20 protein-coding genes are annotated in these 19302 nt (G+C 70.1%); 10 read left to right on the top strand and 10 right to left on the bottom strand.

Annotated elements, in window-relative coordinates; all coding sequences use genetic code 11:
• Positions 1-6: 6 nt before the first annotated feature.
• The 4 genes from BJ992_RS28555 to BJ992_RS28540 all read right to left on the bottom strand — a co-directional run bounded on the left by BJ992_RS28555 (position 7) and on the right by BJ992_RS28540 (position 3854).
• Complete coding sequence (locus BJ992_RS28555) at positions 7-1188, bottom strand: MFS transporter (protein ID WP_184986239.1); 1182 nt, start codon at positions 1186-1188, stop codon at positions 7-9.
• A 126-nt stretch (positions 1189-1314) separates the two neighbouring features.
• Positions 1315-2028: an SDR family oxidoreductase gene (locus BJ992_RS28550; RefSeq protein ID WP_184986237.1), complete on the bottom strand. Its 714-nt coding sequence runs from the start codon at positions 2026-2028 to the stop codon at positions 1315-1317.
• A 75-nt stretch (positions 2029-2103) separates the two neighbouring features.
• Positions 2104-2901, bottom strand: coding sequence for an ABC transporter permease (locus tag BJ992_RS28545; protein ID WP_184986235.1), 798 nt, complete (start codon positions 2899-2901; stop codon positions 2104-2106).
• Positions 2898-3854, bottom strand: coding sequence for an ABC transporter ATP-binding protein (locus tag BJ992_RS28540; protein WP_184986233.1), 957 nt, complete (start codon positions 3852-3854; stop codon positions 2898-2900). Before BJ992_RS28540 ends, BJ992_RS28545 begins: the two co-directional genes overlap by 4 nt.
• A gap of 98 nt (positions 3855-3952) precedes the next feature.
• On the opposite strand from BJ992_RS28540, the gene BJ992_RS28535 reads away from it, so the two are divergent.
• Positions 3953-4636 (top strand): DUF1707 SHOCT-like domain-containing protein, encoded by a 684-nt coding sequence (locus tag BJ992_RS28535; protein WP_343072906.1) that lies wholly within the window; start codon positions 3953-3955, stop codon positions 4634-4636.
• A 6-nt stretch (positions 4637-4642) separates the two neighbouring features.
• On the opposite strand, the gene glpX is transcribed toward BJ992_RS28535, so the two are convergent.
• Positions 4643-5677 (bottom strand): class II fructose-bisphosphatase, encoded by a 1035-nt coding sequence (glpX, locus tag BJ992_RS28530; protein ID WP_184986231.1) that lies wholly within the window; start codon positions 5675-5677, stop codon positions 4643-4645.
• A gap of 144 nt (positions 5678-5821) precedes the next feature.
• Here glpX and BJ992_RS28525 point away from each other — a divergent pair, with 144 nt between their 5' ends.
• The 6 genes from BJ992_RS28525 to katG all read left to right on the top strand — a co-directional run bounded on the left by BJ992_RS28525 (position 5822) and on the right by katG (position 10873).
• Positions 5822-6418 (top strand): TetR/AcrR family transcriptional regulator, encoded by a 597-nt coding sequence (locus BJ992_RS28525; RefSeq protein ID WP_184986229.1) that lies wholly within the window; start codon positions 5822-5824, stop codon positions 6416-6418.
• A gap of 213 nt (positions 6419-6631) precedes the next feature.
• Positions 6632-7156: a DUF4245 family protein gene (locus BJ992_RS28520; protein ID WP_184986227.1), complete on the top strand. Its 525-nt coding sequence runs from the start codon at positions 6632-6634 to the stop codon at positions 7154-7156.
• Between the two features lie 182 nt (positions 7157-7338).
• Positions 7339-7743, top strand: a complete 405-nt coding sequence (locus BJ992_RS28515) for a hypothetical protein (protein WP_184986225.1) — start codon at positions 7339-7341, stop codon at positions 7741-7743.
• A complete protein-coding gene (locus tag BJ992_RS28510) occupies positions 7740-7934 on the top strand; it encodes a helix-turn-helix transcriptional regulator (RefSeq protein WP_184986223.1) in 195 nt (64 codons plus the stop codon). The genes BJ992_RS28515 and BJ992_RS28510 overlap by 4 nt, the downstream gene beginning before the upstream one ends.
• Positions 7935-8171: 237 nt before the next feature.
• Entirely contained in the window at positions 8172-8609 is a 438-nt protein-coding gene (locus BJ992_RS28505) for a Fur family transcriptional regulator (protein WP_184986221.1), read from the top strand.
• A gap of 35 nt (positions 8610-8644) precedes the next feature.
• A complete protein-coding gene (katG, locus tag BJ992_RS28500; RefSeq protein ID WP_184986219.1) occupies positions 8645-10873 on the top strand; it encodes a catalase/peroxidase HPI in 2229 nt (742 codons plus the stop codon).
• A gap of 51 nt (positions 10874-10924) precedes the next feature.
• On the opposite strand, the gene BJ992_RS28495 is transcribed toward katG, so the two are convergent.
• From BJ992_RS28495 to BJ992_RS28485, 3 genes are read right to left on the bottom strand one after another with little or no spacing between them, the layout of a single operon-like run.
• On the bottom strand, positions 10925-11170 hold the full coding sequence (locus BJ992_RS28495; RefSeq protein WP_343072905.1) for an exodeoxyribonuclease VII small subunit: 246 nt from the start codon (positions 11168-11170) through the stop codon (positions 10925-10927).
• 1 nt (position 11171) lies between these two features.
• Entirely contained in the window at positions 11172-12386 is a 1215-nt protein-coding gene (gene xseA, locus BJ992_RS28490; RefSeq protein ID WP_184986215.1) for an exodeoxyribonuclease VII large subunit, read from the bottom strand.
• A gap of 24 nt (positions 12387-12410) precedes the next feature.
• Positions 12411-13226, bottom strand: a complete 816-nt coding sequence (locus BJ992_RS28485) for a hypothetical protein (protein ID WP_184986213.1) — start codon at positions 13224-13226, stop codon at positions 12411-12413.
• Between the two features lie 228 nt (positions 13227-13454).
• On the opposite strand from BJ992_RS28485, the gene BJ992_RS28480 reads away from it, so the two are divergent.
• Entirely contained in the window at positions 13455-14423 is a 969-nt protein-coding gene (locus tag BJ992_RS28480; protein ID WP_184986210.1) for a 4-hydroxy-3-methylbut-2-enyl diphosphate reductase, read from the top strand.
• Between the two features lie 70 nt (positions 14424-14493).
• Here the strand turns inward: BJ992_RS28480 and BJ992_RS28475 are convergent, their stop codons facing one another.
• Together BJ992_RS28475 and BJ992_RS28470 are read right to left on the bottom strand one after the other, a co-directional pair.
• The gene (locus tag BJ992_RS28475; protein ID WP_184986208.1) at positions 14494-15042 is read right to left on the bottom strand and encodes a DUF6542 domain-containing protein; all 549 of its coding nucleotides are present in this window, start codon (positions 15040-15042) and stop codon (positions 14494-14496) included.
• Positions 15043-15084: 42 nt separating this feature from the next.
• The gene (locus tag BJ992_RS28470; protein WP_184986206.1) at positions 15085-16545 is read right to left on the bottom strand and encodes a DNA recombination protein RmuC; all 1461 of its coding nucleotides are present in this window, start codon (positions 16543-16545) and stop codon (positions 15085-15087) included.
• 73 nt (positions 16546-16618) lie between these two features.
• Here BJ992_RS28470 and ychF point away from each other — a divergent pair, with 73 nt between their 5' ends.
• Together ychF and BJ992_RS28460 are read left to right on the top strand one after the other, a co-directional pair.
• On the top strand, positions 16619-17695 hold the full coding sequence (gene ychF, locus BJ992_RS28465) for a redox-regulated ATPase YchF (protein ID WP_184986204.1): 1077 nt from the start codon (positions 16619-16621) through the stop codon (positions 17693-17695).
• A gap of 665 nt (positions 17696-18360) precedes the next feature.
• Positions 18361-19284, top strand: coding sequence for a conjugal transfer protein (locus tag BJ992_RS28460; RefSeq protein WP_343072904.1), 924 nt, complete (start codon positions 18361-18363; stop codon positions 19282-19284).
• Positions 19285-19302: the final 18 nt, after the last annotated feature.

The raw sequence follows: 19302 nt of genomic DNA, 5'->3' as shown, positions 1-19302 counted from the left end.
CACACGTCATATCCGGACTGGTCTTGGCGCGGCAGCCGGCTGGAAGCCGCGCGCGAGGAGCACGATGGCCGCGGCGAGCACCAAAGGCGCGGCGAACGCCACCTGGTAGTCCGCGGCCTCCGCGATGCCGCCGACGAGGGCCGCGCCGACGATGAAGCCGACATAGTTGAACATGTTGACCCGCGCGATGGCGACACCGGTGCCTGCCGGGTCCAGCCGTCCCGCCGCGGAGAACGACTGCGGCGCCACCACCGACAGCCCGACCCCCGCCACGCCGAACGCGGCGATCGCCAGTGTCTCGTTCGGCGCCGCGACGATCCCGGCGAACCCGAGCGTGGCGAGCGCGCCGCCGATCCGCACGATGGCCGCCGGGCCGTACCTGCGCACCGCGAGGTCCCCGCCGACCCGCACGAGGAACGTCGTGGCCTGGTAGGCGGCGAGCGCGAGCGGCACCACGGCCGGGGCCGCGTGCATGATCTTCTCCATGTAGACGGACCCGAAGTTCGAGATCGACGCGTCCCCCACGTACAGAAAGGCCATCGCCAGGCACAACGGCAGGATCGGCCGCCAGGGGAACCTCGCGGCCTTCGGCGACTCCTCCCGCGCCGGGCTCGCCACGTGCTCCTCGGCGGCCCCGAACAGCCCGCCGGCCGCGGCCGCACTGACCAGCACCCCGACGGCCATGGCGATCGCGAACGTCACCCCGAGCCCGAGCCCCATGCCACCCGCCACCGAGGCCCACACCGCGCCGAGTACCGCCGCCGCGCTCCACAGCGCGTGGAACCCTGTGAGAACGGCTCGTCCGTACCGCCGCTCCACGGCCACGGCCTGCATGTTCATGCCGGCGTCCACCGACCCGAGCCCGATGCCGAACAGCACGTTCGCCGCCACGAGCGTCGGCACGTTCGCCGCGAGCCCCGCGAGCACCACGGCCAGGCACGCCACCGGCTGCGCCACCCGGAGCACCACCCTGCTCCCGTACCGCTTGGCGACCTCCCCGGCGGCGACGCTCCCCACCCCGGCGATCACCGGCACGACGAGCAGCAGGATGGACAGCTCACCGTCGCTCAGTTCGTGCTTGCGCTGCAACGCGGCGACCTGCGTGAGCAAGGTGGCGAACGTCAGCCCCTGCACGAAGAACACTGCGAAAGTGGCGAACCGTGCCCGCCGTTCACGATCCGATGGCACCGCGGCCTCCGCACGAACATGAGGCGGAATCAAGTTCGGCAAGGCTATGACCGCCTTGTTCTCCGGGTCAATAGCCTCAGGGGCCATCGTGATCAAAGTGATCCGGGTCCCCGGCCCGCCGGGTGCTCAGGCCGCGGACCTGGGAAACACCTGCGCCGGGTCCAGGGCCGGCAGCCCCTTGACCCGCACGCTGACCTCGTCGGCCAGCACCTCGGCCGCGTCCGACTCGATGCCGTCCAGGGCCTTGCGCGCGACGTCCGCCACGGGGTTCTTCTGGACGTCCAGGCCGCGGGTCATGTCGGTGTCGGTGAAGCCGACGTGCAGGCTGGACAGGTCCACGCCGCGGGCCGGGAGGATGTCGCGCAGGCCGTTGGTGGCCATCAGGAGCGCGGCCTTGGTGGCGGCGTACGCCGTGAAGGCGCCGAAGCCGGGGGCCACGGCCAGGCCGAGCGCCGAGTTGACGTTCTGGATGTGGCCGCCGCCGTTGGCCTCGATGATCGGCGCGAACGTCTGGATCATCCGCAGGGCCCCGAGGTAGTTGACCTCCAGCTCCTGCCTGACCTGGTCGAGGTCGGCGGTCAGGATGTCCAGCGACAGGCTGACGCCGGCGTTGTTGACGAGCACGCGGACGTCCCCCGCCTGCCGCGCCGCGGCGGCGACCGACGCCGGGTCGGTGACGTCGAGCCGCAGCGGCACCGCACCCGGCGTGGTCACGGTCTCCGGATCACGCGCACCGGCGTAGACCGTGCGCGCACCGCGCGCCAGCGCCTCCTCCACCAGCGCCTTGCCGATGCCGCGGTTGCCGCCGGTGACGAGCACGACAGAGTCCTGGATCTTCATGGGGCCACCCCACACGTAGGAAACAGATCGGTTTCCAACGAATGTACACCGATCTGTTTCCTACGTCCAACCGCCTCAGTCGATCATGCGGGCCCGCATCTTCCACACCGCGAGCCCCCACATCAGCGCGCCGAACCCCAGCAGAAACCCCAGATGTCCGAGATCATCCAGCCCCAGGCGGCCGAAGACCGACCCGCGCACCAGCTCCACGCAGTGGTACAGCGGATTCAGCCGGGCCGCCGCCGCGGCCCACGGCGGCAACTGGTCGATCGGGAAGAACGTGCCGGCCACCAGCAGCATCGGCGCCAGCACACCGCTGATCACGTAGTCGAACGTGTTGATGGACGGCACGATCGCCGACATCCAGATGCCGAACAACGCGAACGCCAGCCCTGTCACGAACCCGATGAACGGCACCAGCAGCATGCCGGGACTCGGGTCCAGACCGAACGCGATGCCGACCAGGATCGGCGCACAGCCGTACAACCCGGCCTTGGCCGCCAGCCACGACGCCTCGGCCGTCACCAGCTCGTGCACATCCACCGGCGTCGCCAGCACGGCGTCATAGGTGTGCTGGAACGTGCGCCTGATGAAGCTGCCGAACATCGCGCCGAACGCGCTGATGAACAACACCGACGTGGCCACCACCCCGGTCGCCACGAAATCGCGGTAGTCGTACCCGTAGGCCGCACCGACCACCGACCCGAAGCCGAACCCGAACGCCAGCAGCCAGATCGTCGGCTCCACCAGCGCCGCGAACGACGTGGACGTCCAGTACCGCCGGTACAGCGCGGTCTCCCGGCTCCACACCCCCCGCACCGGAGCCCACTCGAACCACCGCGGCACGGCCTCCCTCAACGGCTCCGCACTCATTCCACACTCTCCCCGGTGAGGATCACGAACACGTCCTCCAAGCTGGCGGGCCGCCGGACGGCCGGAGCGCCGAGTTTCTCGCGCAACGACTCCGGCTGCCGCTCGGCCGCCAGCACCGCGATGGCCGGCCCCGTGCGCCGTGTCCGCACCCCGGCCGCCGCCGCCAGCTCCGCGATCTCGGTCAGCCGCTCCGGCGAGCCGTGATGCTCGTCCACGTGCTCTCCCGCGTGCTCGGTGATCAACGCACCCGGCGTGCCTCTGGCGACCACCTTGCCGTGCGACATCAGCGCGCACTCGTCGGCGAGCCGCTCGGCCTCCTCGATGTAGTGGGTCGACATCAGCGTCGTCACCCCCTCGGACCGCAACGCCGCCACCAGCGACCACAACTCCTGCCGTACCTGCGGGTCGAGCCCCACCGTCGGCTCGTCGAGCAGCACCAGCCGCGGCCGGTGGACCAGGCCCCTGGCGATCAGCAGCCGGCGCCGCATGCCGCCGGACAGGTCGTCGGCCTTGGTGTCGGCACGATCGGTGAGCTGCGCCACCCGCAGCGCACGGCTCACCGCCGCCGCGCGACCGGCCTTCGGCACGCGGTACAGATGAGCGAACACCGCGAGGTTCTGCCGAGCCGTGAGCTCCTCGTCGATGTTGTCCTGCTGGGGGACCACCCCCATCAGCGCACGGGCCCGCTTGGACTCCTGCGGCAGCCGGAGGCCGAGCACGGAGATCTCACCGGCGTCCGCACGGGACTGCGCCGTGAGCAGGCGCATCGTCGTGCTCTTGCCGGCGCCGTTCGGACCGAGCAGACCCAGGCAGACGCCGTACGGCACCTCCAGGTCGAGGCCGTCGACAGCGGTCACGTCGCCGTAGCGCTTGACCGCGCCGCGAATCGAGATGGCGCTCCGCGTGGCGGAGGCCGAGGCGGTGTCCGTGGACCGCCGGCCATCGGTGGACATGCGGCCACGATAGAAATTTCCACCGACATAAATCCATCGAGTTTACGGCCGTGTCACCGGCCACCCCGCCATCCCTCTCGGCGGGTTAGTGTCAAGGAGTGGCGACGCGGAACGACCGGTGGGGCGAGCGCTGGAACCAGCACGGGGCCCCCGCACTGCGGCAACTGATCACCGGGGTCCTCGGTGGGGAACAGCGCGCCGACGGCCCGGGCCCGGCCCAGCTACGGGCCTCCGACGAGGACCGTGAGCGTGTGATCGACGTGCTGCGCGACGCCGTGGCCGACGGCAGGCTCACCCATGCCGAGCACGAGGAACGCGTCGAAGGCGTCTACGCGGCCCGCACCCTCGGCGAACTGCTGACATACACCGCCGACCTGCTCCCCGAGGACCGCCAGCCCCTACGCGCCGACGGCCGTCCCGTGACGGCCCTGTTCCGAGCCGAGGAGCGCGGGGGACGCTGGGTCGTCCCCACCCACTACCCCGTCACCGCCGTCGGCACCGGCGTGACCCTGGACCTGCGCGAAGCCCTGCTTCAAAGCAGCCACATCACCGTGCACGCCACCGTTATGGGAGCCACCCTCACCTTGATCGTCCCCGAAGGCGTCCGCGTCATCATGCCGGCCTCCGCCGTACTCGGCGGCAAGAAGAACCAAGTCCCCGAGTCGGCCCCACCCGGCGCCCCGGTCATCGAGATCACCGGCATGATCATGATGGGCAACGTCGTGGCCAAGTGCCCCAAGCCACCGAAACGAGGCAGACTCCGCCGCGGCCGGTCCTCGTGACAGGCCCTAGCTGGCGCTGTCGAAGTTGATCGCGCTGTAGGCGCCGAGCTTCCAGAGCTGGTGCTCGCTCTCGACCTTGCGCACGGTGCCGGAACGGCCGCGCATCACCAAGGAGTGCGTGACGGCCGCACCTGCGCGGTACCGCACGCCGTACATCAGCTCGCCGTCGGTGATGCCTGAGGCCGCGAAGAACACGTCCTCCGAACTGACCAGGTCGTCGGTGGAGAGCACCTGATCGAGGTCGTGACCCGCGTCCAGCGCACGGCGGCGCTCGGCGTCGTCCCTCGGCCACAGCTTGCCCTGGATCACACCGCCGAGGCATTTGAGCGCGCACGCCGCGATGATGCCCTCGGGGGTGCCGCCGATGCCGAGCATCAGGTCGATGCCGGTGTCGTGCCGCGCCGCCATGATGGCGCCGGCCACGTCGCCGTCGGTGATGAACTTGATCCGCGCGCCGGTCTCCCGGATCTCCTTGACCAGCCGCTCGTGCCGCGGACGGTCCAGGATCACGACCGTCACGTCAGAAGGCCGGGCCCCCTTGGCGCGGGCCACCGCGGCGACGTTCGCGGCCACCGGAGCGTCGATGTCCACGACGCTCGCCGCCTCGGGGCCGGTGACCAGCTTGTCCATGTAGAAGACGGCGGACGGGTCGTACATCGAGCCGCGCGGGCTCACCGCGATCACCGAGATGGCGTTCGGCATGCCGAGAGCCGTCAGCCGCGTGCCGTCGATCGGGTCCACGGCCACGTCGCAGTCGGCGCCGGTGCCGTCCCCGACCCGCTCGCCGTTGTACAGCATCGGCGCGTTGTCCTTCTCACCCTCGCCGATCACCACCACACCGTCCATGGAGACCGTGTTGATGAGCTGGCGCATGGCGTTCACCGCCGCACCGTCGGCGCCGTTCTTGTCCCCCCGGCCGACCCAACGGGCCGCGGCCATCGCGGCCGCCTCGGTGACCCGGACCAGTTCCAGAGCCAGGTTGCGATCCGGTGCGTGTCTATCTGTAGCGAGTACCGGCGGTACCGACGTCTCTTCCGACATAGTGCCAAGCTCCCTTAGATATCCCGCCGAAGTGCCTCGGGACGGCGGCCTTACACCCCGGTTCCTGCCCCGTTTCCTGTCCGGCCGACTCCAACGATCGTAGTTGCCTCACCTCGGCGCGCTCCGGCGGCTACTGTCACCAGCATGAGCAGCGACACGGAACGATCGGTGACAGTGCGCACCTCCGAACGCGGCGCCGCCACCCGAGGGGCACTCCTTGACGCAGCCCGAGAGATCTTCGTCACCCGAGGCTTCGCCGAAGCCGGCGTCACCGACGTCGTCTCCCGCGCCAACGCCAGCGTCGGCAGCCTCTACCACCACTTCTCCGGCAAAGCCGACCTCTACCTGACCCTCTTCGACGACTTCCAGACCCGCCAGACCACCCGCACCAGACAAGCCGTCCAAGCCGCCAGAACCACTGGAGAAACCGACCCCATGCGCCTCTTCATAGCCGGCGCACGCGCCTACCTCGACGGCTGCTTCGCCGAACGAGAACTGGCCGCTCTGTTCCTCCGCGGCGACGGCCCCCCCGGCTTCGAGGTCATGATGCGCGACCGGCTCCGCCAATGGGCCCACCGCAACGCCGCCTTGTTCGACAAAGACAGCGGCGCTCTGGTCCTGGTGGTGACCGGCGCTCTCGCCGCCGTGGTCTCCGAGGTGGCCCTCTCCGACAACCTCCCCCACACCCGAACCCTCGCCGAAGAAGCCCTGACCATAATCTCCAGCCTCAACCACCTCTGACGTCCCCACCCCAGGCCCGACCTCCCGTCAAGAACCGAGCCCTGGCCTGTGCTTGTTCGAGACCTCACGCCTGTCCTCCTGGACGCCGCGCCTGTCCCCCAACACCCACAGGCGCTGTGGCGATCTCATGCCTGACGCTCACCAGTAGATGACGTCCCGCCACATGCCATCCGAGATCGGGACCGCCTCCATCTGGCGCTATCCTCCCTGGTTGTGCGCCGTTTCAGCGAAGGATTCCTCGGCTATGCCCTGGCCGTCCTCTTCTGCCTGGCGATCGTCGGCCTGTTCCTCCTGATCACCCCCCAGAGTCGCACCGAGCACATCCCCAGGGTCGACTACTCCATGACCCTCGCACAGCTCCGCCGCACCGCTCCGTACGAGGTCCGAGCCCCCGAGCCGGTCCCCGCCAACTGGGTCCCCAACAGTTCGACTCTCGACCCCGGCGGCCACACCACTTGGCGCCTCGGCTTCGCGACCGCCGATCGTTCCCACGCGCTCCTGGCCCAGAGCGACGAGCCCGCCGCGTCGTTCGCCTCCCGTATGGCCAACAGCGACAGGACCACCGGCACCCGTCAGATCAACGGCGTCACCTGGCAGGAACGCGTCCGCCCCGACAAGAACCAGCGCACCCTGGTCAACGTCCAGCCGGACGTCACCATCGTCGTCACCGGCCAGGCCGACTGGCAGGAACTCACCACCCTCGCCGCCAGCCTGAGACCCCGGCTGACATCCCGCTGACCGGCCACCGGGTCCGGCACGGTCATCCTGAACGGCAGGAGCGAAGCGGTCCTCGCCTCCAGCAGGTGATCTCCGCCGTCTCGCCGATGTAAAGGACACTTGACATCGCGGCGAGCCCTCTCCTACCGTGTCAAGTGTCCTTTACATCGCGCCGCAGGAGGGCGACCGTGCAAGCACACACCATGACCGGGGACTACCGGGAGTCGACCAAGGCGACCATCCGGCTCGTGCTCTGGACACTCGCCTGGACGGCGACCCTCGCCTCGGCCAAGTTCGGTCCCGAGCTCTTGTGGGGCTCTCGGCAGCCGGTGGCGAGCTGGGCCGCGGTCGCGGTCAACCTGGCCATCGGCGTCGGATGGATCGTCGCCTTCACTCGCTTTCTTCAGCGAATCGACGAATTGCAGCGCAAGGTCATGCAGGAGGCTCTGGCCATCTCCCTCGGAGCGGGGTGGGTCGGCGGATTCGCCTATGTCGTCGCGGATGCCGCCGGCCTCATCACCTTCGACGTCAACACCGCGGTCCTGCCTGCGCTTCTCGGAGTCGTCTTCGTGATCGCCTTCGCCGCCGGCATGATCAGATACCGATGAAGAACCGCATCACGGACCTCCGGGCCGAGCGCGACTGGACACAGGCCGATCTGGCTCAGCGGATCAGTGTGTCGAGGCAGACGATCATCGCGATCGAGAAAGGCAAGTTCGACCCCAGCCTTCCCGTCGCCTTCCGCATCGCCAAGGTGTTCGGCCTGGCGATCGAAGAAGTCTTTCTCGACGAGCAGTAGAAGGTCGTCTCCAGGCGGCCGAACACCGATCGGACGGCGGCGGAGGCGTCCGCACCGGTGATCCTGGACGCGTTCGTGCTCGGAAAGAGCATCCGCCGGCGGACACGGGCCCGGTGGCGGCGGGTCGTCAAGTGGAGAACCACCAGGACAGGGACGTCTGTCACGATTACGTCGTCATCCAAACTGGGGACATTCGCTCTCTTGAATGATTCGTGTTTAGGGCGGTAGGTTGGTCGCATGACCGCATCCCAGACCCCGACCACCGCCGAAGAGCTGCGTGGGGTCGGCCTGCGGGTGACGGCCGCCCGCGTCGCGTTGCTTGAGACCGTGCGAGGGGGGGATCACCTTGATGTCGAGGCGATCGCCTCCGGGGTGCGGGCTCGTGTCGGGCATGTGTCCCTTCAGGCGGTGTACGAGGCTCTGCACGCGCTTACGGCGGCGGGGCTGGTGCGTCGCATCGAACCTGCCGGGAGCCCTGCCCGGTATGAGGGGCGCGTGGGGGACAACCACCATCACATCGTGTGCCGGTCGTGTGGGGTTGTCGCCGATGTCGACTGCGCGGTCGGTGAGGCGCCTTGTCTGACGTCCGCCGACGACCGTGGGTTCTCGATCGACGAGGCCGAGGTCATCTACTGGGGCCTGTGCCCTGACTGTTCCATCGCCCGCAGTTCGTGAGCACCCTGATCCGACCTAGTCCAGAAAGATTTTCTATGTCTGAGAATCATGACGCGATAGTCACCGACGCGCAGCCTGAGGGTGAGGGCGGCTGCCCGGTCGCGCACACGCGCGCCGCGCACCCCACCCAGGGCGGGGGGAACCGTCAGTGGTGGCCCGACCGGCTGAACCTGCGGATCCTCGCCAAGAACCCCGCCGTGGCCAACCCGCTCGGTGCGGACTTCGACTACGCCGCCGCGTTCCAGTCGCTCGACCTCGCGGCCGTGAAGCGGGACATCGCCGAGGTCCTGACGACCTCGCAGGACTGGTGGCCCGCCGACTTCGGTCACTATGGGCCGTTCATCATCCGCATGGCGTGGCACAGCGCCGGCACCTACCGCATCAGTGACGGCCGTGGCGGCGCCGGTGCGGGACAGCAGCGGTTCGCGCCGCTCAACAGCTGGCCCGACAACGGCAACCTCGACAAGGCGCGCCGCCTGCTGTGGCCGGTGAAGAAGAAGTACGGCCAGAGCCTGTCGTGGGCCGACCTGATGATCCTCGCGGGTAACGTCGCGCTGGAGTCGATGGGCTTCAAGACCTTCGGCTTCGCCGGCGGCCGTGAGGACGTCTGGGAGGCCGAGGAGGACGTCTACTGGGGCCCCGAGTCGATCTGGCTCGACGACCAGCGCTACACCGGCGACCGCGAGCTGGAGAACCCTCTCGCCGCCGTCCAGATGGGGCTGATCTACGTCAACCCGGAGGGGCCGAACGGCAACCCGGACCCGCTGGCCGCGGCCCGCGACATCCGTGAGACGTTCCGCCGCATGGCGATGAACGACGAGGAGACGGCCGCGCTGATCGCCGGCGGTCACACCTTCGGCAAGACCCACGGCGCGGGCTCCGCCGACCACGTCGGCCCCGACCCCGAGGCCGCTCCGATGGAGAACCTCGGCTTCGGCTGGAAGAACAGCTTCGGCACCGGCAAGGGTGGCGACACCATCACCAGCGGCCTTGAGGGCATCTGGACGAACACCCCGATCACCTGGGACAACAGCTTCCTTGAGATCCTCTACGGCTACGAGTGGGAGCTGACCAAGAGCCCCGCCGGCGCCAACCAGTGGCGGCCGAAGGACGGCGCAGGCGCCGGCACCGTCCCCGACGCGCACGACCCGTCCAAGACGCACGCGCCGACGATGCTGACCACCGACCTCGCGCTGCGCGCCGACCCGATCTACGAGCAGATCACGCGTCGCTGGCTGGCCAACCCCGACGAGTTCGCGGACGCCTTCGCGCGGGCCTGGTACAAGCTGACCCACCGCGACATGGGCCCGGTCGTGCGTTACCTCGGCCCGGAGGTTCCGTCGGAGGTGCTGCTGTGGCAGGACCCGCTGCCGATGCGCACGTACGAGCTCGTCGACGCCGCCGACGTCGCCGCGCTCAAGGAGCGGATCGCCGCGTCCGGCCTGTCGGTGCCGCAGCTCGTGTCCGCCGCGTGGGCCTCGGCCTCGTCGTTCCGCGGCAGCGACAAGCGCGGCGGCGCCAACGGGGCTCGGGTGCGCCTGCAGCCGCAGATCGGCTGGGAGGTCAACGACCCCGACCAGCTCGCCACGGTGCTGCGCGTGCTCGAGGGTGTCCAGCAGGACTTCAACGCCGGCCAGTCCGTCAAGCAGGTGTCCCTCGCCGACCTGATCGTGCTCGCCGGCGGCGTCGGCGTCGAGCAGGCCGCGAAGGCCGCCGGCTTCGACGTCGAGGTCCCGTTCGCCCCGGGCCGGGTGGACGCCTCGCAGGAGCAGACCGACGTCGAGTCGTTCGCCGCTCTCGAGCCGGCCGCGGACGGCTTCCGCAACTACCTCGGCAAGGGCAACCGCCTCCCCGCCGAGTACCTGCTGCTCGACAAGGCCAACCTGCTCACCTTGAGCGCTCCGGAGCTGACCGTCCTCGTCGGCGGACTCCGCGTCCTCGGCGCCAACCACGGCGGGTCCACTCACGGTGTCCTCACCACGACCCCTGGTTCCCTGACCAACGACTTCTTCGTCAACCTGCTCGACATGAGCACGACCTGGAAGTCCACCTCCGAGGACCAGACCACCTTCGAGGCCCGCGACACCGCCACCGGCGAGGTCAAGTGGACCGGCACCCGCGCCGACCTAGTCTTCGGCTCCAACTCCGAACTCCGGGCCCTCGCCGAGGTCTACGCGAGCGACGACGCCAAGCAGAAGTTCGTCACCGACTTCGTCGACGCCTGGGTCAAGGTCATGAACCTCGACCGCTTCGACCTGGCCTGATCAGCACAATGACGTGCGGGCCGGCCTCCATCGGGGCCGGCCCGCACGGCGTCAGAAGGGGGTTTCCTCCGAGGAGGCGTCGGGGGACTGGTCGCGGCGGGCCATCGCGGCGGCGAGTTTCACTCTGGCGCCTTGGAGCCATTCCTCACAGATGGCGGCCAGGCGTTCGCCGCGTTCCCACAGCTCTATGGACTGCTCCAGGGTCAGGCCGCCGGTTTCGAGGCGGCGGACGACCTCGGTGAGTTCCTCGCGGGCTCGTTCGTAGGACGGGGTCTCTGCGTCGGACACCTTTGCCACCTTAGGGGGTGGGGTCGGCGGTGGCGGTGACGGTGACGCGGGAGTCGGGGAAGCGGAGGGTCAACAGGTCGTTTTCCTTGATCTCGGCGGCTTGGCGGACGACTTCGCCGTCGGGACGCTGGACGATGGCGTAGCCGCGGCGGAGGGTGCCGGCGGGGGAGAGCGCGTCCAGGCGGGCTCTCAGGTGGGTGAGGGAGTCCTCGGCGCGGTCCAGGGACGAGGACAGGCTGCGGCGGGTGCGGTCCTTCAGTGCGTCCACCTGCTCGGCGCGGCGGTCCAGTTCGCGTACGGGGTCGGCGAGCGCGGGGCGGGAGCGTACGGCGGTGAGCCAGGCGTGTTCGCGGTCGAGCCAGCCGGTGACGACACGGCGGCCGCGGTCGCGGAGCTGGGTGATCAGCGTGAGTTGTTCGCCTACGTCGGGGACGACCTTCTTGGCGGCGTCGGTGGGGGTGGAGGCGCGGACGTCGGCCACCAGGTCGATCAGGGGGTTGTCCTGCTCGTGGCCGATGGCGCTGACGACCGGGGTCAGGCAGGCGGAGACGGCGCGCACCAGGGACTCGTCGGAGAACGGCAGCAGGTCCTCCAGGGAGCCGCCGCCTCGCGCGATGACGATGACGTCGACCTCGCGGTCGGCGTCGAGTTTGCGCAGGGCCTCGGTGACCTCGGTGACGGCGTAGGGGCCCTGGACGGCGACCTGTTCGACGGTGAAGCGGACGGCGGGCCAGCGGCGGCGCGCGTTCTCCAGGACGTCGCGTTCGGCGGCGGAGTCGCGGCCGCAGATGAGCCCGACGACGTGCGGCAGGAACGGCAGCCGGCGTTTGCGGTCGGCGTTGGCGAGGCCCTCGGCGACGATGATCTGACGCAGGCGTTCCAGGCGGGCCAGCAGCTCGCCGACGCCGACGGGCCGGATCTCCAGGGCCGTGAAGGCGAACGACCCGCGGTTGACCCAGAAGTCCGGCTTGACCAGCATGACGACGCGCGCACCGTCCACCGGCCGCGGCACGGTGGCCTCGTACACGCCGCGCGGGCAGGTCACCCGGGCCGACACGTTGGCCACGGGGTCGCGCAGTGTGAGGAACACCGTGCCGCCGCGCGAGGAGAACTCGGTGATCTGGCCCTCGGCCCAGACCACGCCGAGCCTGCCGATCCACTGCGCCACCATCTGGAGCACCGAGCGGATCGGCAGCGGCTGTTCCGGAGAGGTCTTCGCCGTCATGCGGGAAGCCTACAAAGCGATCGCCTATTCGCCGCTTTCCATCTTGGCGAGGCGCTTGGTGAACATCTGCACGACCTCGGGACGGGCCGTGGTGGCCTGCTCGTACGCCAGCAGGTCGCGTACCTGCTCCACGGTCTTGCCGCGCAGCCGGGCCCGGAGCGACGCCAGGGTGAGGCCGGCGTATCCGGGAAGCGGCTCGGGGAGGGTCGTCGTGGGGGCCGCGTCCGTGGAGGGTGTGGTGGCGACGGCGTCCGTGGAGAGTGGTGCCGCGGCGGTCGCGTCCTTGGAGACGGGTTCCGCTGCGGTGGCGGGGGGGCCGGCGGCGGGTTCCGCGGGTGCGGCGGCAACGGTCTCGGCGGGCTTGGCCGGGGTGGGTACGGCCGGGGTGATGTCCTCGGCGGGGGTGGCCGGAGCGGTGGCTTCGACGGGGGTCACCGAAGCGGCGGTCTCGACGGGGGTCGTCGGTGCGCCGGCTGCGGGGGTGGCCGAGGTCGAGGGGTCCGGGGTGGTGGGGGACGGGTCGGGCTGCGCGGGGGAGGGGCGGGGGGCGAAGATGACGGGCTCGCGGCGGGCCGGCTTCGCGGAGGGCTCCTCGGTGGCGGTGGCCCAGGTCTCGTGTTCGGCGGCGGGCTTGTCCTCCTCCGGCTCGCGGCCGGTGACCAGGTTGCGCAGGCGGGTGCGCACGCGGTCGCTGAGCATCAGGGCCTGGCCGACACCCGCCACCGCCGTCTGGAGCACGTTGAGGGGGAGGTCCTTGGCCTTCTCCTTCAGCTCACCGGGGTCGGAGACGGTCTGCCGGACATTCTTGGCTACGGTGCGGACGATGTCGGTCAATGACATGCCGGCTCCTAGGGATCTGCTGTCGGGCGGCGAGTCTTGGACGGATCATGCCGCGTAAGGTCACAGGGGGGCGGGGACACGGTACCGTCCCGGACGCACACTCCCCTCAAGCATAGGAAAGCAGATATACCTCCCAGGCCGGGGGAGCTACGCCAGGGACTTGGGATTATCCATCAACCGTCCACAGGCGCGGCGAGGAACCGAATCGCCTGCACGTACGATGGACCCATGATTTCGCAGACCACCGCGACCAAGCGGGTCCTCGTCGCCAAGCCACGCGGCTACTGCGCGGGGGTCGACCGTGCGGTCCAGGCGGTCGAGAAGGCCCTTGAGCAGTACGGCGCGCCGATCTACGTGCGCAAGCAGATCGTGCACAACACCCACGTGGTGAAGACCCTCGAGGAGCGCGGCGCCGTCTTCGTCGAGGAGACCGAAGAGGTCCCCGAGGGCGCGATCGTCGTCTTCTCCGCGCACGGTGTGGCCCCCACCGTCCACCAGGAGGCCGAGGCGCGCTCGCTGCGGACCATCGACGCGACCTGCCCCCTGGTCACCAAGGTCCACAACGAGGCCAGGCGGTTCGCCGCCGGCGACTACGACATCCTGCTGATCGGCCACGAGGGCCACGAGGAGGTCGAGGGCACCGCGGGTGAGGCTCCCCGCCACGTCCAGCTCGTGGACGGGCCGGAGGGGGTCGCGTCCGTCCAGGTCCGCGACCCCGAGCGGGTCGTCTGGCTGTCCCAGACCACCCTTTCGGTCGACGAGACCACCGAGACCGTCGCGCGCCTGCGGGACCGTTTCCCCGCGCTGATCGACCCGCCGAGCGACGACATCTGTTACGCGACGCAGAACCGCCAGGTCGCGGTCAAGGACATCGCCGCCGAGGCCGACCTCGTCATCGTCGTCGGTTCCGGCAACTCCTCCAACAGCAAGCGCCTGGTCGAGGTCGCTCTGGACGCCGGCGCCGGCGCGTCCTACCTCGTGGACGACGCGTCCCTCATCGACGACGCGTGGCTGTCCGGCGTCACCACGGTGGGGGTCACGAGCGGCGCCTCGGTCCCGGAGTCCCTGGTCGAGGGGGTGCTCGCCTACCTGGCGTCCCACGGCTTCACCGACGTCCAGGAGGTCGAGTCGGTGCGCGAGAGCGTGCGCTTCGCTCTGCCGCACGAGCTACGGCGCGACCTGCGCGCGAGCCCCTGACCGCTGGTGGTGCGGGCCCGGTGTTCCGAAGAGCCGGCTCCGCTGCTCCAGAGGGCCGGGGTGCGCGGCCCTAGAGGCCGTTCTGCGCGCCGGGCCGTTCTCTCTCGTCGCGCGGTTTGCCGTACACGCGCGGCTCGAAGTACCCCTCGGGTTCGGGTGCGAACTTCGGCCCGGCGGGGGTCCTGGGACGGACGGCGGGACGGGACGGCGGGTCGGAGCGCAGCTCGGACCTGAGCGCGGTGATGTTGGCCGGCAGGCCGCGGAACCACGCGATGACGAGCATGACGGCCGAGGTGCCGAACAGCCACGGCGCGGCGGCGCTGAGGTCGGTGAACATGCCGAGGCCGAGCGCCTGGATCATGGACGGCGCGCCGAGGGCCGACACGACGGCCGAGATCAGCGTGACGACGAAGAACAGCAGCGGCGGTGTGACGGCCAGCGCGAGCAGGTCCTTGGGCTGCACCAGCAGCACGCCGGCCACACATGCGACCGCGAAGGTCACACAGGTGACGGTGATCGACCCGGTCAGCTCCGACAGCAGCGTGACGACCAGCACGAGCGCGGCGGCACCCCTGGCGGTCAGCCTGACCCCTGGTCGCGTGCGCTGCTGAGCTACCACTGCCGTCCCCTCCAGGCCCGGCCCCACCCGGCCAGGGCCGCCCTATGACGAGCCTGGCGCAAACCTACCCCCAGGAAGCGGGCCCCGGTACGCCCTTGCCGTCTCTTCACCAGCGGCTTGCGGCCTCTCGGTGGACACACCTCCCACCTGGCCGCCTGCGGACGTCTCCGGTGCCGATGACGTCCCCACGGTGGGGTCACCGGGTACGTCCGCCTCGAGGTCCGGCTCGGTCTCGGTCACGAGTTCCGGTACCGACGGTGAGCGCGGCAGGTCCTCGATGAGGTCGGGGGCCGGCAGCGGCCCGTCGACCACCCCGAGGTCGTTGAGTTTGCGTGCCGACACCAGCACGCGGGTCTCCAGCGACCCCACCGTCTGGTTGTACGCGGCGACGGCCCGCGTGAGGGACCGGCCGAGGGTGTCCATGGTCCGGCCCATGGCGCCGAGCCGGTCGTAGAGCTCCTTGCCGAGGTCGAAGACCGCGCGTGCGTTCTCGCTCAGCGCCGCCTGCTGCCAGGCGTACTGGGCCGTGCGCAGCATGGTGATCAGCGTGGTCGGGGTCGCGATGTGGACGCGCCGTCCCATGGCGTACTCCAGCAGCTGCGGGTCCCGTTCGAGGGCCGGCGCGAGGAACGCCTCACCGGGGATGAACAGCACCACGAACTCCGGCGCCGGTGTGAACGCCTGCCAGTACGACTTGGCCGCCAGCCGGTCCACATGCTCACGCAGGTGCCGTGCGTGCGCGTCCAGTCGCACCTCCTGCGGCCCGCCTTCCGCGGCCTCGGCGGCCTCCAGGTACGCGGCGAGCGACACCTTGGAGTCCACGACGATGTTCTTGCCGCCGGCGAGCCGCACCACCATGTCCGGCCGGACGACGCCGCCACGGGTGACGGCGCTCGCCTGCTCGTCGAAGTCGCAGAACCGCGACATGCCGGCGATCTCGGCGACGCGCCGCAGCTGCAGTTCCCCCCACCGTCCCCGGGCCTCGGGCCGCCGCAGCGCGCGCACCAGGGCCCCGGTCTGCGCGCGCAACTGCTCGGAGCTCTGCCGGACGAACTCCATCTGCTTGCCGAGCTCGGCGTGCGCCACCTTGTACCCGGTCTCGCTGCGCCGGAGCTGGTCCTGCACCTGCGCCAGCGTGTCGCGCAGCGGCGCCACGAGGTTCTCCACCGCCTGCCGCCGCTGTTCCAGGTCGCCGGCCGCGTCCGACCGCGAGGCGGCGAGCCTGCTTTCCGCCAGTTCGAGGAACCGCAGGTTGTTCACGTCGAGCGCGCGGTTGGACAGCGTCTGGAAGCGCTGCGTCATCTGTTCCTCGACGTAGGACACCTTCTCCTCGGCGGCCTGCGCGGCGGCTTCGGCGAGCGTGGCACGGCGTTCGGCCTCGGCGGCCCGCGCGTCGGCGGCGGCGGCCCCGGCGGCGGCCCTGGCCCGGCCGAGCGAGAACCCGACGACCAGCCCGGCCGCGAGGCCTGCCACGAGTTGGAAGAGGAGTGCCGTGACGTCCATCCGTCGCATGATTCCAGGCCCGCGTCCCCGTGCGGTACGGCGTACGGTCCAGGGCTCACTAAACTCGGCGTACGTGAGCCTGAGCATCGGCATCGTCGGCCTGCCCAACGTCGGCAAGTCCACCCTTTTCAACGCGCTGACCAAGAGCGGCAACGCGCTCGCGGCGAACTACCCGTTCGCCACGATCGACCCCAACGTGGGGGTCGTCGGCGTGCCGGACCCCCGTCTGGACGTCCTCGGCGAGCTGTTCGGCTCGGCGCGCGTCCTCCCCGCCAAGGTCGAGTTCGTGGACATCGCGGGCCTGGTGCGCGGCGCCTCGGAGGGCCAGGGACGCGGCAACCGCTTCCTCGCCAACATCCGGGAGACCGACGCCATCTGCCAGGTGATCCGCGTCTTCGCAGACCCCGACGTCACCCACGTCGACGGCGAGATCTCCCCCCGGCGGGACATCGAGACCATCAACACCGAGCTGATCCTGGCCGATCTGCAGACCCTGGAGAAGGCCGTCCCACGCCTCACCAAGGAGGCGAGGACCAACAAGGACGCCAAGGCGACCCTGGAGGCGGCCGAGGCCGCCGGCAAGGCCCTCGACTCCGGCACCACCCTGTTCGCCTCAGGCATCGATCTGGAGCCGCTGCGCGACCTGCACCTGCTGACCGCCAAGCCGTTCCTGTACGTCTTCAACCTCGACGCCGACGAGCTGACCGACGACGACCTGCGCGCGCGCCTGTCGGCCCTGGTCGCCCCGGCCGAGGCGGTGTTCCTCGACGCCAAGATCGAGTCCGAGCTGGTGGAGCTTCCGGACGACGAGGCCCTTGAGCTGCTGCAGTCGGTCGGCCAGGAGGAGTCCGGCCTCACCCAGCTCGCCAGGGTCGGCTTCGAGACCCTCGGCCTGCAGACCTACCTCACGGCGGGCCCCAAGGAGGCCAGAGCGTGGACCATCCGCAAGGGTGCCACCGCGCCTGAGGCCGCCGGTGTCATCCACACCGATTTCCAGCGCGGTTTCATCAAGGCCGAGGTCGTGTCCTTCGAGGACCTGGTCGCGGCCGGTTCCATGACGGCCGCGAGGTCCGCGGGGAAGGCCAGGATCGAGGGCAAGGATTACGTGATGCGGGACGGCGACGTGGTGGAGTTCCGCTTCAACGTTTGAGACCTGTGTTTCGCGGGGGCTACCAATGCGTGGCCCGCAGGTAATCGAGTGCGGCGCGCGGTCGGCGTACCCTCCTTTGTTTGGGTCGTCCTGTGCCGTGCGCGGGGCAGGCGGCCGTCCGGTCGTCGTGGGCCGTGCGCCGAGGGGCGTTGCGGCGGGAGGGAGGGCGGTGCGTGCGGATGGTTCGTCGCCTGCCGGCCGAGCCTGACGCATTCGTCACTGCGGGAGTGAAAGGCCCCGTGAACAGCGGTAATGTCGTCTTCCCCAGCCGTTGTCCTAGTGATTACCTGTCCGGTGCGAGCTTTGTCCCGAATGCGAAATTTGTCGCGGAGGTGAATGGTGGCTCGCCAATGGACGACGGCTCCATGTCCCGCGTTAACCCCCGTCACGAGGCCCCTACCAGGGACAAGACCCAGTCGGTCTGTCGCGGCGATGCCTGCGGCATGGGCGTGGCTTTCCTGGAACAATTGGTGAGGCCGCTAAGGTGAATACTTCACCATGGATAACGGGATTGATGGTAAGACGACACCGCGCCAGCCGGGGGGATCGGCGCGAGCGGAGGCGTGATGGCTCGCAGGTCAGACGTCCAGCACGGTCCGCGGACCGCTGGCGAACCCGAGCATTCGACGTACCCTCCGTCGCCCTACGACCCGGATCCTGATCCCGTGCGGGTTCGGGGACGCAGTGCCCCGCGGCGAGGCTGGTCCGGCGGGGGCGGACGGTGGCTGGTGTGGCTCGGCCGCGCCGTGCTGTGGGCCGTCATCATCGTGATCGTCGTGAACGGCGTGCGCGCGCCGATCGAGCGGTTCGCCGCCGGCGACCAGCCCGGCCAGACGGCCGTCACCCCCACCGGCAGCGGGTTCCCCGAGACCGAGGCGGCGGCGTTCGCCGGTCAGTTCGCCGCCGCGTACCTCAACTTCGACGGCGCGAGGCCCGACGACCGGGCCGACCGGCTCGCGCCGTTCCTCCCCGAAGGCGCCGAGCGCCAGTTCGGCTGGAACGGGTTCGGCAAGATGAGCACCGGCGGCATCCAGTTCTCCGGCATCGACATCGGCGACGCGCAGAACGCCGTCGTCACCGTGGTGGCCCAGTCAGGCGCGCAGCGCTGGAAGCTCTCGGTCCCGGTCCACTACGCCGACGGCCGCTTCGTCGTCTCCGGCCAGCCGGCCCTGCTGCCGGCCGGCGGCCCCGCCGGGCTGCCGCAGGCCGCCGAGCCCGAGCGTGACGACGTCACCGAGAGCGAGCTGCGTCCCCAGCTCGAAGGCTTCTTCAAGGCCTTCGCCGCCGGCGACGCCACGCAGCTCCAGCGCTTCGTCGTGCAGGGCATCACGCTCGACGGCTTCGGCGGCAAGGTCACCCTGGCCGAGCTGAAGAGCGTCATCGCGCCGCCGGGAGGCACGAGCCGCGACGTCACCGCCGTGGTCGTGTGGGGTGTGCCGACGAGCGCGACCCCCTCACCGGCGGCGACGTCCACCGACCCCACCGGCCAGCCGGCGGGCCTGGAGCAGGCCTACCGCCTCTCCATGGAGAAACAGGGCGACAACTGGTACGTCAAGAGCATCAGCGGCGCGACCAGGTCTGTGGGGTGAGGCCGCCACCATGGAGGA

Source organism: Sphaerisporangium rubeum (genome assembly GCF_014207705.1).
GTDB lineage: Bacteria > Actinomycetota > Actinomycetes > Streptosporangiales > Streptosporangiaceae > Sphaerisporangium > Sphaerisporangium rubeum.
The sequence above is the reverse complement of the archived record's forward strand: the minus strand, read 5'-3'. Positions and strand labels throughout refer to the sequence as shown.

Coding starts and splice junctions, on each gene's coding strand:
- BJ992_RS28540 (WP_184986233.1), bottom strand. CDS start 3,854: ATGTCCACCGATGGCCGGCGGTCCACGGACACCGCCTCGGCCTCCGCC.
- katG (WP_184986219.1), top strand. CDS start 8,645: ATGTCTGAGAATCATGACGCGATAGTCACCGACGCGCAGCCTGAGGGT.
- BJ992_RS28510 (WP_184986223.1), top strand. CDS start 7,740: ATGAAGAACCGCATCACGGACCTCCGGGCCGAGCGCGACTGGACACAG.
- BJ992_RS28480 (WP_184986210.1), top strand. CDS start 13,455: ATGATTTCGCAGACCACCGCGACCAAGCGGGTCCTCGTCGCCAAGCCA.
- BJ992_RS28545 (WP_184986235.1), bottom strand. CDS start 2,901: ATGAGTGCGGAGCCGTTGAGGGAGGCCGTGCCGCGGTGGTTCGAGTGG.
- glpX (WP_184986231.1), bottom strand. CDS start 5,677: ATGTCGGAAGAGACGTCGGTACCGCCGGTACTCGCTACAGATAGACAC.
- xseA (WP_184986215.1), bottom strand. CDS start 12,386: ATGACGGCGAAGACCTCTCCGGAACAGCCGCTGCCGATCCGCTCGGTG.
- BJ992_RS28485 (WP_184986213.1), bottom strand. CDS start 13,226: ATGTCATTGACCGACATCGTCCGCACCGTAGCCAAGAATGTCCGGCAG.
- BJ992_RS28550 (WP_184986237.1), bottom strand. CDS start 2,028: ATGAAGATCCAGGACTCTGTCGTGCTCGTCACCGGCGGCAACCGCGGC.
- BJ992_RS28525 (WP_184986229.1), top strand. CDS start 5,822: ATGAGCAGCGACACGGAACGATCGGTGACAGTGCGCACCTCCGAACGC.
- BJ992_RS28515 (WP_184986225.1), top strand. CDS start 7,339: ATGACCGGGGACTACCGGGAGTCGACCAAGGCGACCATCCGGCTCGTG.
- BJ992_RS28470 (WP_184986206.1), bottom strand. CDS start 16,545: ATGGACGTCACGGCACTCCTCTTCCAACTCGTGGCAGGCCTCGCGGCC.
- BJ992_RS28505 (WP_184986221.1), top strand. CDS start 8,172: ATGACCGCATCCCAGACCCCGACCACCGCCGAAGAGCTGCGTGGGGTC.